This is a genomic window from Buchnera aphidicola (Chaitophorus viminalis), assembly GCF_026122795.1.
Taxonomy (GTDB): domain Bacteria; phylum Pseudomonadota; class Gammaproteobacteria; order Enterobacterales; family Enterobacteriaceae; genus Buchnera_J; species Buchnera_J aphidicola_BK.
This window is the reverse complement of the sequence record NZ_JAIWQV010000002.1, coordinates 35,972-51,683: the sequence shown is the minus strand read 5'-3', so window position 1 is coordinate 51,683 and position 15,712 is coordinate 35,972. Positions and strand designations below refer to the sequence as shown.

Genomic DNA, 15,712 nt, shown 5'->3' with positions numbered 1-15,712 from the left:
ATTTTAAAAAAAAACAAGAAATATGTTTTTAAATTATATCTTTTGACTGCAACCAAGAAATTTCTTCTAACCATAAATTTTTATTAATTGTTTCTAAAATTATTGGTTTTTTTTTAAATCTATAATCTTTCATAATCCATTTAAAACAATTTTTACCAATATATCCTAATCCTAAATTTTCATGTCGATCTTTTCTACTTCCTAAAATATTTTTAGAATCATTTAAATGTAAACCTTTTAAATAATTAAATCCAATTTTTTTATCAAAAGAATCAAAAGTTTTAATATAATTTTTTTTAGTTCGCAAATCATAACCTGATGCAAATAAATGACATGTATCTAAACAAATCCCAATCCTTTTTTTATTTTCTACTCCATTAATGATTATAGATAATTGATCAAAATTATAACCTAAATTTGTTCCTTGTCCTGCTGTATTTTCAACAACTAAAATTAATTTTTTAGTTTTGCTTAAAATAAAATTTATTGAATCAGAAATTCGTTCTAAACATTTTACTTTTGAAATTTTATTTAAATGACTACCTGGATGAAAATTTAAATATCTTAAACCTAAATCTTCACATCTTATAACTTCTTCTAACAAAGAATTTCTAGATTTATTTAACAAACATGAATCTGGATGTCCTAAATTAATTAAAAAACCACTATGTGGTAAAATTTGCTTAGATGAATAATTATATTTTTTACATGTTTTTTTAAAATCTTTTATCATTTTTTCAGTAATATTAGGAACTTTCCATCGTAAAGGATTCTTAATAAAAAAACCTATAGCTGTAGATTTCAAACAATAAGATTCTTTTATAGCAAATAATATTCCTTTAGAAATACTAACATGCGATCCAACATATTTCATTATTTATTTATCCTATATAATTTAAAATAAATAGATTTAAACAAAATAAAATCTTTAATATATTATAGTTAATATAATATGTTTATTAAAGATAATATAAAATAAATTAAAATTGTTGCAAAAAAAATAATAATTTTTTAAACATTTAATACTTTTAATTATATTTATAAAATTTTAAAAATAAAATAAAAAATTTCTCACATAAATTTAACAAATAAAAATTATGCAAAAAAATAAAAAAAAAACATTTTGTGAAATTATTCTATCTTTACAAAAATTTTGGGAAAATCAAGGTTGTACAATTATACAACCATTAGATATTCAAATAGGAGCTGGAACTTTTCATCATAAAACATTTTTTTCATGTTTAGAAAAAAAACCAATATCATACGCTTATACTCAAGCTTCTAGAAGACCTACAGATGGAAGAAGTGGAAAAAATAAAAATAGACTACAACATTATTATCAATTTCAAGTAATTATTAAACCAGCCCCAAAAAATATTCAAGAAATATATTTAAAATCTTTATCAAAATTAAATATTAAAATATTTAATAACGATTTAAAATTTATAGAAGATAATTGGGAAAATCCTACATTAGGTGCATCTGGAATAGGATGGGAAATATGGTTAAATGGAATAGAAATTACACAATTTACATATTTTCAACAAATTGGATCTATAAATTGCAAACCAATATCAGTAGAAATTACATATGGATTAGAAAGATTAGCTATGCATATACAAAATTTAAATAATATTTATAAAATAATTTGGTCTAGACATGAAAAAAAAAAAATTTCATATAAAAATTTATTTTATAGAAATGAAATCGAAAATTCTAAATATAATTTTAATTACTCTAATGAAAAATTTTTATTAAAAAATTTTAAATTATATTTTTTAGAATCTAAAAGATTATTATATTTAAACAAACCTCTTTTAATTCCTGCATATGAATGTATATTACAAGCAATTCATTGTTTTAACTTACTAGATGCAAAAAAAATTATATCTTCAACAGAAAGACAAAATTATATTTTTAAAATAAGAAATATTACAAAAAAAATTGCTATTTCTTATATAAAAAATAAAATTTAAAAAATGAGAATTTTTAAATGAAAAAAAAAACATTTTTAGTAGAAATAAACACAGAAGATCTTCCAGCAAAAAAATTAAAAAAAATTTCTTTATCTTTTTATACAAAATTTATTGAAATATTAAAAAAAGAAAATATAATTTATAGTAAAATATACTGGTTTGCTACATCTAGAAGAATCGCTATTCAAATAAAAAATTTTAAATATTATAAAAAAAACGAATATATAATACAAAAAGGTCCACCGATTTCAATTGCATTTAATAAAAAAGGAATTATACAAAAACCAGCATTATTATGGATGAAAAAATTTAAAATTAATAATTCACACATTCAAATACTAAAAAAAGATAAAAAAAAATGGTTAATATATAAACAGAAAAAAAAATATTTAGATTATTCAGAAAAATTATCTGAAATTACAAAAAAAATTTTTTATACATGTTCACATCTTCATTTAATGAAATGGAACGATAAAAAATATAAATTTATTCGACCAATTAGAAATATTATAATGTTAATTAATAAAAAAATTATTTCTAAAAAAATCTTTGGTTTAATTCCAAATAGAAAAACTCAATGTCATTATTTAATCAAAAACAAAAATCAAATAAATGTTTTACATGCTAAAAATTATTTATCTACTTTAAAAAATGAAGGAAAAATAATTGCAGATTATGAAGTTAGAAAAAGTAAAATTCAAAAAAATATCTTAAATTTAGCAAAAAAAAATAAAAGTTATATAATCATAAATAATTTTTTATTAGAAGAAATTACAGCATTAGTAGAATGGCCTTCTGCATTAATAATATCTTTTAAAAAAAAATTTTTATCTTTACCTAAAGAAATTATAATTTATATTCTTGAAAATAACTTAAAATGTTTTCCATTATTTAAAAAAAAAAAAGAATTAAAATCTAAATTTATTTGTATAATTAACACAAAAACCAATAAATGCAATAAAATTATATCTAGTTATCAAACATTAATATCTTCTAAATTACAAGATATCAATTTCTTCTTTAAAAAAGATATAAAAAATAAATTATCTGATAATAAAAAATTATTAAAAAAAGTTTTATTTTATGAAAATTTAGGTACTTTAGAAGATAAAACAAATAGATTAGAGAAAATAATATTATTATTAAGAAAAAAAATTTTATTTAATTCTAAAAACGCTCAAAGAGCAGCATTTTTATCTAAATGTGATATTATCAGTTATATGGTATCAGAATTTCCTGATCTACAAGGAATAATCGGATCTTACTATGCAAAAAATAATGGAGAAGTAAAAGAAGTTTACCACGCTTTAAAAGAATATTATTTACCAAAATATAAAAATGATAAATTACCTACTTCAAATATAGGTATTGCATTATCTATAACAGACAAATTAGATACTTTAATAGGTATGTTTATTATAGGTAAGATTCCTAAAGGAGATAAAGATCCATTTGCATTAAGAAGAATTTCTATAGGAATTATTAAAATAATAATTTTCTATAATATTTCATTTAATTTAAATAAATTAATAAAAAAAATAATTTTAATCTATAGAATTAAAAAAAATATCAAAAAAATTATATCTAAAATAATTTGTTTTATTATAAATAGATTTTATTTTTTTTATAAAAAAGAAAAAAACATTAAAAACATTGTTAAATCTATAATTAACCTAAATAAAATTAATTTATTTCAAGTTAATAAAAAAATTCTAACAATGATCAAATTTCTTAAATCTAAAGATTCAAAAAAAATATTAAATCTTAATAAAAGAATTACAAATATTTTAAAAAATCAAGATTTTAAAAATTCATTTATAATTAAACCTGAACTATTTCAACATGAACTAGAAAAAAAACTGTTTAAAAAAATTCAACATACAAACAAAAAAATTAAAATCTTCAATCAACAAACAAAATATAAAAAATCTATTATAGAAATTATAAATATTCACGATATTTTAGAAAAATTTTTTAATACAATTCAAATTAATCATAAAATTAAAAAAATTCAAAAAAATAGATTAAATATTTTATATATGATTCATAAAACTTTTCAAAAAATAGCTATTTTTTCTTATTTATATTAATATTTTTATAGTTTTAAATTGACTAAAAATGTTTAAAAAAAAAAATAATTTTTTTAAAATTTTTAGTCAAAAAATCTATTTAAATAAAATATTTTTGTTGTAAATATGAAATATTTTTGTTACAAAAAATATTTTATTTTTTTTTGTTTATTTTTCTATTTTATAAAATAAATATAACAAACTATAAAATATAAAAATTTATTAATATTTATACACAAATTAATTAAAATAAATTGAAATAAAAAAATCTAACATATTTAATTCCTTATATTGTAAATTTAAGTTTAATAATTATAATTAATATTAAATATATATTAATACAAAATAAATTTATTTTTTAAAAATATATTAAAATATTTTATAAAAATTTTTTATCTCGTAAAACTGCTTGAAATTTAACTTTAATTTTATGAATACATTTTCTAAATAATATTTCTATATCGTTAGAAGTAAAATTTTTTTTTAAATTTTTAAAAAAAATTCTTAATGAAAGACTTTTTTTATTTTTTGGAATTTTATCTCCTTGATATACATCAATTATTGTAATTTTAAAAATATTTTCTAAAGAAATTTTATAACATTCTTTAATCACATCTAAAGCACTAATAGAATTAGAAATAATAATTGAAATATCTCTTACACTATAAGGATAAAAAGAAAATTCTTGTATAGGATTTTTTTTTAATATAGGAATTTTTTCTATAAAAAGTTCAAAAGCAAAAATATTATTTATAATATTAAAAAATTTATTAATAGAAGAACTTAATAATCCAATACATCCTAATTTAATATTCTGAAAATAAATTTTTGCACATATATTTGCATCAAATCCATTTATATAAGATTTTTTAAAATAAATATTATTTATATTATAAAAATATAATAAAAATTTTTCTAGATCATATTTTAAATCATAGAAACTAAATTTTATTTCTTTATTAAACCAATTTTTTTGAAATTTACTTCCACTAATTATTCCTGATAATAATAAATTTTGATTAGTTTTAAGTGTTTTATTTTTATTTTTAATAAAACATAATCCACTTTCAAATAAACGAAAATTTTCTTGTTGACGATTTACATTATAATTTAAATTTTTTAATAAACCAGGAAATAAAGACGTTCTCATATAAGACAAATCTTTTGAAATTGGATTAATAATTTTTATTAGTTTTCTATTTTTAAAAAATAACTTTTGAGAATTTTTATCAGTAAAACTATAATTTATTACTTCAGAATATCCTTTATGAGATAAAAATTTTTTTATTTTAAACAATTTATTTAAAACAAAATTTTTTTTTGGTATATATGAATTTAATTCTAAAGGTAAACTAGGTAACTTATTATATCCATAAAAGCGTATTAAATCAGATATAACATCTTCTGGATATATAATATCTGAACGAAAGTTAGGAGGAATAACTATTAATTTATATAATTTTTCAAAAATTATATATTCTAATTTTTTTAATATATTTAAAACCATAAATTTATTAATAACAAATCCTAAAACTTTATTAACTTTTTTATATGATAAAACTATATTTTTTTTAATATTTCTGTTATTTATTAAACAAATATTAGAAGTATGAATACCAGAAAAAAATTTAGATAATATTTTTGAAATACGTTCTAAAGAAAAAATACATAAATTAAGTTCGCATTGTCTATAATAATTATCATAAGAAACATAATATTTATTATATTTTTTTTTAATGTAATTAATTAAACTATTTTTAAATACTCCTGATCCAATATAAATATTTTTAGTATTTTCATTTATCAAATAATTTTTAGAATTAATATAACCACCTAAAGAAAAAATATTTCCATTATTTTCAAAAACTAATGTATTCTTAAAAATTTTAACTAAAGAATGTTTTTTCAATAAAATACTTTCATCAGATTTAGATAATCTAATTTTTATTTTTTTTTTGTTAAATTGATCTAAATCAAAAATATGAATAGACTGACCATATTCAAGAGAAACATAATTAACAACATCATAAATAATATTAATAGAATTAATATGAGATTTTCTTAATCTCTCTCTAATCCAAAACGGAGTCTGAATAGATAAATCTATATTTTTAATAATTTTTATAAAATAACTGGAACAAATACTATGATTAGATATAGAAATTTTAAAATCATTATTATATTTTAATTTCTTCAAATTATTACAATGTTTAAATTTATTTTTTAATTTGAAATTATTAATAACAGATAATTCTCTTGCTATACCAAAAATTCCTAAACAATCATTTCTATTAGGAGTAATATTTAAAGTTAATAAATCATCTGGAAATTTATTAAAATATTTTTCAACTAAAATTCCTATTTCTTGATCTTTAGGAAACTCTACGATATAATCTTTATTGCCAAAAATTTTAAAATCATAATATGTATATATTTTCCAAATTAATAAATTATTTTTTTTATTTATTTTAACAAAATTTTTAAAATCTATTAAATCTTGATTTTTTAATCCAACAGCTAATTTCATACCTATATAAAAATTTTTTTTTTTTGTAAGAACATTAATTATAAACTTTTTATTGAATTTAATTTTTAAAATATTTTTATCACTTTTATTAGATATAGAAATAATTTTTCCAATATAAGAATTTTTAAAAAAATTTTTTTTTTTTTGTAAACTTTCTACTTCTAAACCAATTTCTGTTAATTGATTACAAATTAAAGAATTTTTTAAATCTCTATTTAAAAATTTTTTTAACCATGATAAACTAAATTTCATTTGTTCTCACTGTTATTTAAATTGTTTTAATAATCTTAAATCATTTTTAAAAAATGAACGAATATTTAAAATATTATATTTTAACATAATTAAACGTTCTATTCCTATCCCAAAAGCACATCCAATATATTTCTCAGGATTAATATTCACTTTTTTTAAAACTAAAGGATGAATCATACCACATCCGAGAACTTCTAACCATTTTTTAGATATTTCATTAAAAATATCTATTTCTGCAGATGGAGTAGTAAAAGGAAAATATGAATTTCTAAAACGAATTTTACATTTTTTTTTAAAAAAAAATAATAAAAAATTTTTCATAATCCATTTTAAATTAGAAAAATTAATTTTTTTATCTATAATAAAACCTTCTATTTGATGAAACATCGGACTATGAGTTAAGCTAGAATCATTTCTATATACTTTTCCAGGAACAATAATTCTCACAGGAGGAGTTTTTTTTTCCATAGTACGAATTTGCATACTTGAAGTTTGAGTTCTTAATAAAATATTTTTATTAAACCAAAAAGTGTCATGATTATCTCTAGATGGATGATTTTTTTTTATATTTAATGCATCAAAATTGTAATAATCACTTTCTATTTCTGGACCATATAATGCTTCAAAACCTAATTTAGAAAAGAAATTTATGATACGATTTATAGAATAAGTAATAATATGTACTGAACCAAGATTTACTTCTTTACTTGATAAAGATATATCAATATTATTATTTTTATATAAATTTTTAATCATAGTTTCTTTTAAAGTATTCTTTTTTAAAAATAATAATTTTAAAATTTTTTTTTTAATTTTATTAATTTTTATACTGAATTTTTTTTTACTTTCTACATCTAATGTTTTTAATTTTTTAAATTTTTGAGTAATAATACCATTAACACCTAAATATTGAGAACGTATCATATTTAAATCATTTTTACTCTTACATTTATTCAATTTTAATATAATATCTTGAATATAATTTTTATTATCATTCATAATTTAAAATTCCATAGAAATTAATAATATACTAAAAAGCTTCCTTTAAAGGAAGCTTATCAGTGTATTTCATTTTAAAAAAATATTCTTTAAATTTTATATAACATTTAATTAAATACTAATTATAATTTTCTTTAATTAAAAGAAATATTATATAAAATAATATCTTATTTAGATAAATGTATATTTGCAGTTTCTATTAATTTTTTAAAAGATAGTTCATCATAAATTGCTATATCTGATAATATTTTACGATTGATATTAATAGATGCTTTTTTTAATCCATATATAAAATTACTATAAGACAAGTTATGTATTCGAGTAGCAGCATTAATACGAGAAATCCATAACTTTCTAAAAATTCTTTTTTTTTGACGTCTATCTCTATAAGAATATTGGCCAGCTTTTAAAACTGCTTGATTTGCTACTCTATATACTCTAGATCGTGCACCATAATATCCTTTTGCTTGTTTTAAAATTTTTTTATGACGAGCACGAGAGAATACTCCTCTTTTAACTCGAGCCATTTTAGAATCCTTAATTTGTTAAAAAATTTTTTTAAATATTTTATTTGTAATAATATGGAAAAAAAGATTTTACTACTTTAATATTTGCTTTAGAAATAATTGTTTTTTTTCTTAAATTTCTTTTTCTTGAAGTAGATTTTTTAGTTAAAATATGTCTTAAATTAGCTTTTTTTCTTTTAAATCGACCAGAAGAAGTTTTTTTAAAACGTTTAATTGCACTTTTTAAAGTTTTTAATTTTTTCATGTATATCCTATATAATTTGAAAAATAAATTAATATTAATAATAATATCTCATAAATTTATTTTTTAGGAGATAAAATCATCACCATTTGTCTACCTTCTATTTTAGAAGGAAAAAATTCTATTGAAGAAATATTACTTAAATCTAATTTAATTCTATGTAATACGTCTAATCCAATTTTTTGATGAGCCATTTCTCTTCCTCTATATCTCAAAGTAATTTTAACTTTATGACCATCTTTTAAAAAACGTTTTAAATTTCTTAATTTAACTTGATAATCTCCTTCATCTGTACTTGGTCGAAATTTTACTTCTTTAATTTGAATAATTTTTTGTTTTCTTTTTTGTTCTTTTAAAGCTTTAGCTTTAGTATAAATAAATTTCCCATAATTCATAATTTTACATACAGGAGGTTCTGCATTTGGACTAATTTCTACTAAATCTAACCCTTCTATTTCAGCTTTTTTCAAAGCATCATATATGCTAACGATACCTATTTTTTCTCCTTTTAAACCAGTTAAACGTACTTTTAAAGCACGAATTTCATTATTTATTCTATGTTTTCTTATATTTGATACTCTTTTCCAGCCTTTAATATTTTATTCCTCCATAGTACTTTATTTAAAAACCGCTATTTTCATTATAAATTTCTTGAATAAAATCTGATAAATTCATATTATAAATCTTATTTTCTTGAATTTTTCTAAAAGATATAGTATTATTTTTTTCTTCTTTATCTCCACAAATTAATATATAAGGAATTTTTAATAATGTACTTTCTCTAATTTTTAAACCTAAACTTTTTTTTCTTAAATCTAATTCAGATCTAATATTTTCTTTTTGTAAAAAATTTAATATAGTATGGCAATATTTAATATTTTTTTGTGAAATATTTATAATTTTAACTTGTATAGGAGATAACCAAATTGGAAGGTAACCTTTATATTCTTCAAGTAAAATTCCTATAAATCGTTCTAATGAACCTAACGCTGCTCGATGAATTAAAACTGGAGTTTTTTTTATATTATTTTTATCAATGTAAAAAGATCCTAATCTTTTAGGTAAATAAAAATCTAATTGAATTGTTCCACATTGCCATTTTCTATTAAAAGAATCTTGTAAATCAAATTCAATTTTAGGACCATAAAATGCACCATCTCCAATTTGATAAGAAAATAATATATTATTTTTCTCTAAAACTTTTTTTAATATAGATTCAGCCTGATCCCATACAAAATTATCACCAATTCTATTATCAGGACGAGTAGATAATTTAACAATAATTTTTTTAAAAGAAAAAATGTTATATATTTCATAAATCATTTTTATACAAAGATTAATTTCATCTTGTAATTGTTCTTTAGTACAAAAAATATGCGCATCATCTTGAGTAAAATTTCTTAAACGCATTAATCCATGTAAAGCTCCAGAAGGTTCTTGACGATGACAACTTCCAAATTCTGACATACGAATTGGTAAATCTCTATAAGATTTTAATTTATAATTAAAAATGTTTATATGACCAGGACAATTCATTGGTTTAATACAATAATCTTTATTATCGGAATAAGTAGAAAACATTAAATTTTTATAATTTTCTAAATGACCACTTTTTTTCCATATAAATTTATTCATTAATATAGGTGTTCTTACTTCTTGATAATTATATTTTTTTAATTTTCTTCTAATAAAATTTTTTAATTTTTTAAATATAAAAAATCCATTATTATGCCAAAACACCATTCCTGGAACATCTTCTTGTAAATGAAATAAATTTAAAGTTAGATTTAATTTTCTATGATCAAAATTTTTTTTTAACTCTAAATTTTTAAAATATGAATAAAAGTTTTTTTTATTTAAAAAAGATATTCCAGAAATTCTTTGAATCATTTTATTTTTTTTATCTGAATTTAAATATACACCAGATAATTTATTTAATTTAAAATATTTACAAAAATTTATTTTAGGAGCTTCTATATCTATCATGAAATCAATATGATTTTCATGAAAATAACAACTAATATAGTTATTTTTTTTAAAATTGAATTTTAAAATTTTAATTTTATAATCTTCATTTAATTTTTTTAAAATATTTTTTAAATCTTGATAATGCAAGTCTTTTTTTAAAATATAATATTTTTTTTTTATTAAATCTCGCATTTTTTTTTCAATTAAAGCTATATGTTTTTCTTTTAAAGGATTTTTTTTATAAAAATCATAATAAAATTTATTCTCATCTGATAAAAATTTATGTAATTTAATTTTTGGCCATAAAGTTTTTATACTATAACCTAATAAATGAACAAATGTATTATTAATAATTGATAGAGATAAATTATTTTTTTTTTTAATAAAAGACAATTTTGAATCTTTCGTAATAATAGTATGAAAATCTACAATTTTATTATTTAAAAATCCAGCAATATATTTATTTTTTTGAATATCTTGAAAAGTTTCTAAAATTTTATTAATTGAAATTGAATTTTTATACTTTTTTTTAAAACCGTCAGGAAAAGTTATAACTGGCATTTTGAAAACCCTTATACCTAAAACAATAAAATAAATATTTTTATTTAAATACAAAAAAATCTATAAATATAACATTTTTAAATATCTTTATAAATTTTTTAAAACTGCTCTAGATAACTCTTTTATAATAAAAACGCTATCTTCCCAATTTAAACAAGAATCAGTAATAGATTGACCATATTTCATTTTATTTATTTTTTTAATAGGTTGAGATCCTTCTACTAAAAAACTTTCTATCATTACACCAAAAATATTTTTTGAACCATTTCTTAATTGTTTACATACTGATTTACATACATTTAACTGTAATTTATGTTGTTTTAAACAATTTCCATGACTAAAATCAATCATAACTTTTTCAGGTAATTTAAATTCTTTTAAATAAGAAACAGCTAAATTAATATCTTCCAGATGATAATTTGGATTTTTTCCTCCTCTCATAATAATATGTGAAAGAGAATTTCCAGTAGTATGATTAATAGTCATATGACCATTTTTATCTGGTGCTAAAAATATATGAGGAACTTTTGTTGCTCTAATAGCATCTATTGCAATTAATATGTTTCCATCAGTTCCATTTTTAAAACCCACTGGACAAGATAAAGCTGAAGCCATTTCACGATGAATTTGACTTTCAGTAGTACGTGCACCAATTGCTCCCCAACTAATTAAATCATTAATAAATTGCCCAATAACCATATCTAAAAATTCAGTTGCAGCAGGTAAACCAATTTTATTGATTTCTAATAATAATTTTCTAGCTAATCGTAATCCTTTATTTACTTTAAAAGTATTATCAATATCAGGATCTGAAATTAATCCTTTCCAACCAATTACAGTACGAGGTTTTTCAAAATATGTTCTCATTATAATTTCTAATGAATTTGAATATTTTTTTCTTAAATCATTTAATTTATTTGCATAATCTATAGCAGCTATAGGATCATGTAATGAACAAGGGCCAATAATAACTAATAAACGTTTATCTTTTCCGGAAATTATATTTTCGATATTTTTTCTTGTCTTAATAACATTATCCATAATTTGAGAAGTAACAGGATAACGTTCTGATAAATGAGCAGGAGTAATAAGAGGATCTAGTTTAACTGTTCTTAATTCATCTGTTTTTTTCATATTTTTCTCTAAAATGTTAATATATTTAAATAATATAAAATAATTATTAATATTTTATTTGTATTAATTTTTTTTTATAAAATGATATTTCTATAAAATTACTAAAATTTATTTTATTTTAAACTAATAATTTATATAAATTATATTTAAAATCATTATATTATATATAATAATTAAGTTTTAACAAATTCATTTTTTACTCATAAAATATAAAAATTAAATTAAATTTTTAAAATATATTAATATTTTTAAAAATTATTTTATTTACATAAAATTTATTTTTTAAAATATTCATTTCAGAAAATATATGAAAAATAATTTAATTATTTTCTTGAAAAATAATATTAATTCACTTTAATCAAGATAAAAACTACATACAATTATATTTAAAAAATCTGTAAAAATATTCAAAAATCATTAGAATTATTTTTAATTAGTGTAATATTTTGTATAGTATTTTTAGAAGAAATACGTTTTTTAAAAAAAACAAAAATGATTTTATAAAATATATTTAATATAACTGGACCTATAAATAGACCAATCATACCAAAAGTTAATAAACCACCTATAATACCAGAAAAAATAAAAAAAAACGGTAAATTCATTCCTAATCTAATAAATATAAATCGAATTAAATTATCTAAAATAGATAATATAATACTCCATACAAGTAAAAATGTTCCATATATAAAAAATTTTTTAAAATATAACCATAAAACAATAGGAATTAAAACAGGTAAAGATCCTAATTGTATCAAAGAGAAAAAAATAATTATTACAACAAAAAAAACTATATATGGAGCACCTACAATTATTAATCCTAATCCTCCTAAAACTCCTTGTATTAAAGATGTAATTATTACTCCTAAAAATACAGCTCGAATAGATTTTTCAATAATTAAAAATATTGAATTTTTTGACTTAAAATTTAATTTTAAAAAACAATTTTTTAAAAAATAACATATTTTTTCTCCTTCCCAATAAAAAAAACAAATAAATATAAAAATAAAAAATAAATTTATTAATAAACTACTTAATAATTTCATCTTATGAAACAAAAAAATTATTATTTGACCAAAATACGGTTGTAAAAAATTAAAAAAATTTTCTGATTCTTCTCCTTGTATAAAATTTTTATACAGTAATGAAAATTTTAATCCAAATATAGGAATATTTTGTAAAAAATCTAATTTAGGAAAAATGCATTTTTCTAAACTAATATAACTAAAAAAATAAAATGCATTTTTTATTATAGAAGTAAATATTATAAAAAAAGGAATAAAAACAGATAATAACAATAAAGAAACCATAAAAAATATAGATAAACATTTTTTATTTCCAAAAAAATTTTGTATATATAATAAAATTGGCCATGTAGAAATAACAATAATACTAGCCCAAAATAAACTCTGTAAAAATGGACGAATGATATAAAAACTTGATATAATAATAAAAAAAACAGATGTAAATAAAATAATTGTTTTAAATAAATCTATATTATTTTTATAATATTTCACAAAATTATACCTCTATTATTTTGGTATTATTTTTAACTAATTATTGTGTGAAATTCAAATAAAATTAAAAAAAAAAAATTATCAATAAATTTTAAAATAAAAAATTATTTATTATATTAATATATTTAAAATTTATATTAAATTTTCGATTAAAAATTTTTAAATATACTTTATAAAATAATAAATTTATATAATTAGAGCCTTATTAATATGAAAAAATATTTATTAAAATCAAATGAAAAAAAATTAAAAGGAATTTTTGTTACTCAGAACGCTTTAAAAAAAATAATTAAAATATATAATATAAAAAAAAATATTATAGGAATTAAAATTGATATCAAAAAAACAGGATGCGCAGGATATAAATATATATTAAAGTATATTACAAAAAATACTAATACAGATTTTATTTTTGTTAAAGATAATATCTCAATTTTTCTTCCAAAAAATAAAATTCATATATTAGATGGAATAACTATTAATTTTATTAAAAATAAATTTAATAATTATTTTGATTTTTATCATAAAAATTCTCAAAATAAATGTGGATGTGGAGAAAGTTTTCAAATAAATTTATAATATCATTTATGTAAATATAAATTTAATATAGTTATATCCATATTATTAAACAAAAATTTTTTTTTCCTTTAGTAATTATTGTATATTTATTAAATAATTTATCTGAATCTAAAAGAAAGTAATTTAAAATATTAATTTTTTTATAATTTATAGAAATAGAATTTGAAGAAATTAAATTTCTTGCTTGTCGATTAGAACTAGCTAAATTAGATAAAACTAATATTTCTTGTATGGAATATAAAGAATTTTTTATAATAATATGTGGAGCTCCATAATCTTTAAATTGATTTAATTTTTCTTCAGTTAAAACATCTAAAGTATGTGAAAAAAACAAAGTAGAAATTCTTTTTACAAAAAGATATTTATCTTGTCCATGTATTAAAATTGTCATATCTTTAGCTAATTTTTTTTTAAATTTTATAAATTTAACTTTATTATTTTTTAAACATTTTATTTTATCTATTTCTTTTAAATCAAGAAAAGTAAAATATTTTAAATAATTATATAATTCCTGATCAGAGATATTAATCCAAAATTGATAAAATTCATAAGGTGTTGTTTTTTTTGGATCTAACCAAATAGTTTTTGTGCCGCTTTTTCCAAATTTAATACCATCAGATTTTATTAATAAAGGAAAAGTGATTCCAAATGCTTCAGATTTATTTAAAGAATGAATTAAATTAATTCCAGAAATTATATTACCCCATTGATCAGATCCACCAATCTGTAGACAAGCATTATATTTTTTATATAAAAAATAAAAATCATAAGCTTGTAATAAGCTATAAGAAAATTCAGTAAATGAAATTCCTTGATCAACTCTCATAATTCTTTGTTTAACAGATTCTTTATTAATCATCTGAGTAATAGAAAAATGTTTACCTACGTTTCTTAAAAAAGAAAGAATGTTAATTTCTTTAAACCAATGATAATTATTTAAAATAATTGCTTTATTTGAAATATTAGAAAAATCTAAAAATTTATAAATTTGACTTTTTATGTTCTTAATCCATGTAAAATTATTGTTAGATAAATTTAATAATTTACGCTCTTCAGATCTAAAACTTGGATCTCCTATTAAACTAGTAGCTCCTCCAATAATCACAATTGGAGTATGTCCTTCTAATTGAAATCTTTTTAAATATAATAAAGGAAGAATATGTCCTACATGTAAACTATCAGCTGTAGGATCAAAACCACAATACAAAGTAATTTTTTCTTTTTTTAGAATATCTTTAATTTTATTATAATTAGTAATTTGAGTTATTAAATTGCGATTTTTTAATTCATGAAAAAAACTTTTTTTAAACATAAAATAATTTTCCTAAGTAAAAAAAAAAAATCTATAAAAATCTATAATAA

The 15,712-nt window shown here is 18.0% G+C and carries 13 protein-coding genes; 3 read left to right on the top strand and 10 right to left on the bottom strand.

What is annotated here, in order from left to right; genetic code table 11:
• Positions 1 to 28: 28 nt before the first annotated feature.
• Positions 29 to 874 (bottom strand): deoxyribonuclease IV, encoded by an 846-nt coding sequence (gene nfo, locus LDP12_RS01460; RefSeq protein WP_265226606.1) that lies wholly within the window; start codon positions 872 to 874, stop codon positions 29 to 31.
• A 223-nt stretch (positions 875 to 1,097) separates the two neighbouring features.
• On the opposite strand from nfo, the gene glyQ reads away from it, so the two are divergent.
• The gene (gene glyQ / locus LDP12_RS01455) at positions 1,098 to 1,976 is read left to right on the top strand and encodes a glycine--tRNA ligase subunit alpha (RefSeq protein WP_265226605.1); all 879 of its coding nucleotides are present in this window, start codon (positions 1,098 to 1,100) and stop codon (positions 1,974 to 1,976) included.
• A 17-nt stretch (positions 1,977 to 1,993) separates the two neighbouring features.
• The gene (gene glyS / locus LDP12_RS01450; RefSeq protein ID WP_265226604.1) at positions 1,994 to 4,066 is read left to right on the top strand and encodes a glycine--tRNA ligase subunit beta; all 2,073 of its coding nucleotides are present in this window, start codon (positions 1,994 to 1,996) and stop codon (positions 4,064 to 4,066) included.
• Between the two features lie 358 nt (positions 4,067 to 4,424).
• Here glyS and pheT read toward each other — a convergent pair whose 3' ends face one another.
• From pheT to LDP12_RS01410, 8 genes are all read right to left on the bottom strand, one after another.
• Positions 4,425 to 6,824 carry a phenylalanine--tRNA ligase subunit beta gene (gene pheT / locus LDP12_RS01445; protein ID WP_265226603.1) on the bottom strand — a complete coding sequence of 800 codons (2,400 nt, stop codon included), beginning with the start codon at positions 6,822 to 6,824 and terminating at the stop codon, positions 4,425 to 4,427.
• A 12-nt stretch (positions 6,825 to 6,836) separates the two neighbouring features.
• A complete protein-coding gene (pheS, locus tag LDP12_RS01440; RefSeq protein ID WP_265226602.1) occupies positions 6,837 to 7,823 on the bottom strand; it encodes a phenylalanine--tRNA ligase subunit alpha in 987 nt (328 codons plus the stop codon).
• 167 nt (positions 7,824 to 7,990) lie between these two features.
• A complete protein-coding gene (rplT, locus tag LDP12_RS01435) occupies positions 7,991 to 8,350 on the bottom strand; it encodes a 50S ribosomal protein L20 (protein ID WP_265226601.1) in 360 nt (119 codons plus the stop codon).
• A gap of 40 nt (positions 8,351 to 8,390) precedes the next feature.
• Positions 8,391 to 8,594, bottom strand: coding sequence for a 50S ribosomal protein L35 (rpmI, locus tag LDP12_RS01430; protein ID WP_265226600.1), 204 nt, complete (start codon positions 8,592 to 8,594; stop codon positions 8,391 to 8,393).
• A gap of 56 nt (positions 8,595 to 8,650) precedes the next feature.
• Positions 8,651 to 9,187, bottom strand: a complete 537-nt coding sequence (gene infC / locus LDP12_RS01425) for a translation initiation factor IF-3 (RefSeq protein WP_265226631.1) — start codon at positions 9,185 to 9,187, stop codon at positions 8,651 to 8,653.
• Positions 9,188 to 9,212: 25 nt separating this feature from the next.
• The gene (gene thrS / locus LDP12_RS01420) at positions 9,213 to 11,120 is read right to left on the bottom strand and encodes a threonine--tRNA ligase (RefSeq protein WP_265226599.1); all 1,908 of its coding nucleotides are present in this window, start codon (positions 11,118 to 11,120) and stop codon (positions 9,213 to 9,215) included.
• Positions 11,121 to 11,207: 87 nt separating this feature from the next.
• Entirely contained in the window at positions 11,208 to 12,254 is a 1,047-nt protein-coding gene (locus LDP12_RS01415) for a 3-deoxy-7-phosphoheptulonate synthase (protein ID WP_265226598.1), read from the bottom strand.
• 407 nt (positions 12,255 to 12,661) lie between these two features.
• The gene (locus tag LDP12_RS01410; RefSeq protein ID WP_265226597.1) at positions 12,662 to 13,771 is read right to left on the bottom strand and encodes an AI-2E family transporter; all 1,110 of its coding nucleotides are present in this window, start codon (positions 13,769 to 13,771) and stop codon (positions 12,662 to 12,664) included.
• A gap of 210 nt (positions 13,772 to 13,981) precedes the next feature.
• Here LDP12_RS01410 and LDP12_RS01405 point away from each other — a divergent pair, with 210 nt between their 5' ends.
• Positions 13,982 to 14,350, top strand: a complete 369-nt coding sequence (locus LDP12_RS01405) for an iron-sulfur cluster assembly accessory protein (protein ID WP_265226596.1) — start codon at positions 13,982 to 13,984, stop codon at positions 14,348 to 14,350.
• 31 nt (positions 14,351 to 14,381) lie between these two features.
• Here the strand turns inward: LDP12_RS01405 and tyrS are convergent, their stop codons facing one another.
• Entirely contained in the window at positions 14,382 to 15,662 is a 1,281-nt protein-coding gene (gene tyrS / locus LDP12_RS01400; protein ID WP_265226595.1) for a tyrosine--tRNA ligase, read from the bottom strand.
• Between the last annotated feature and the right edge of the window lie 50 nt (positions 15,663 to 15,712).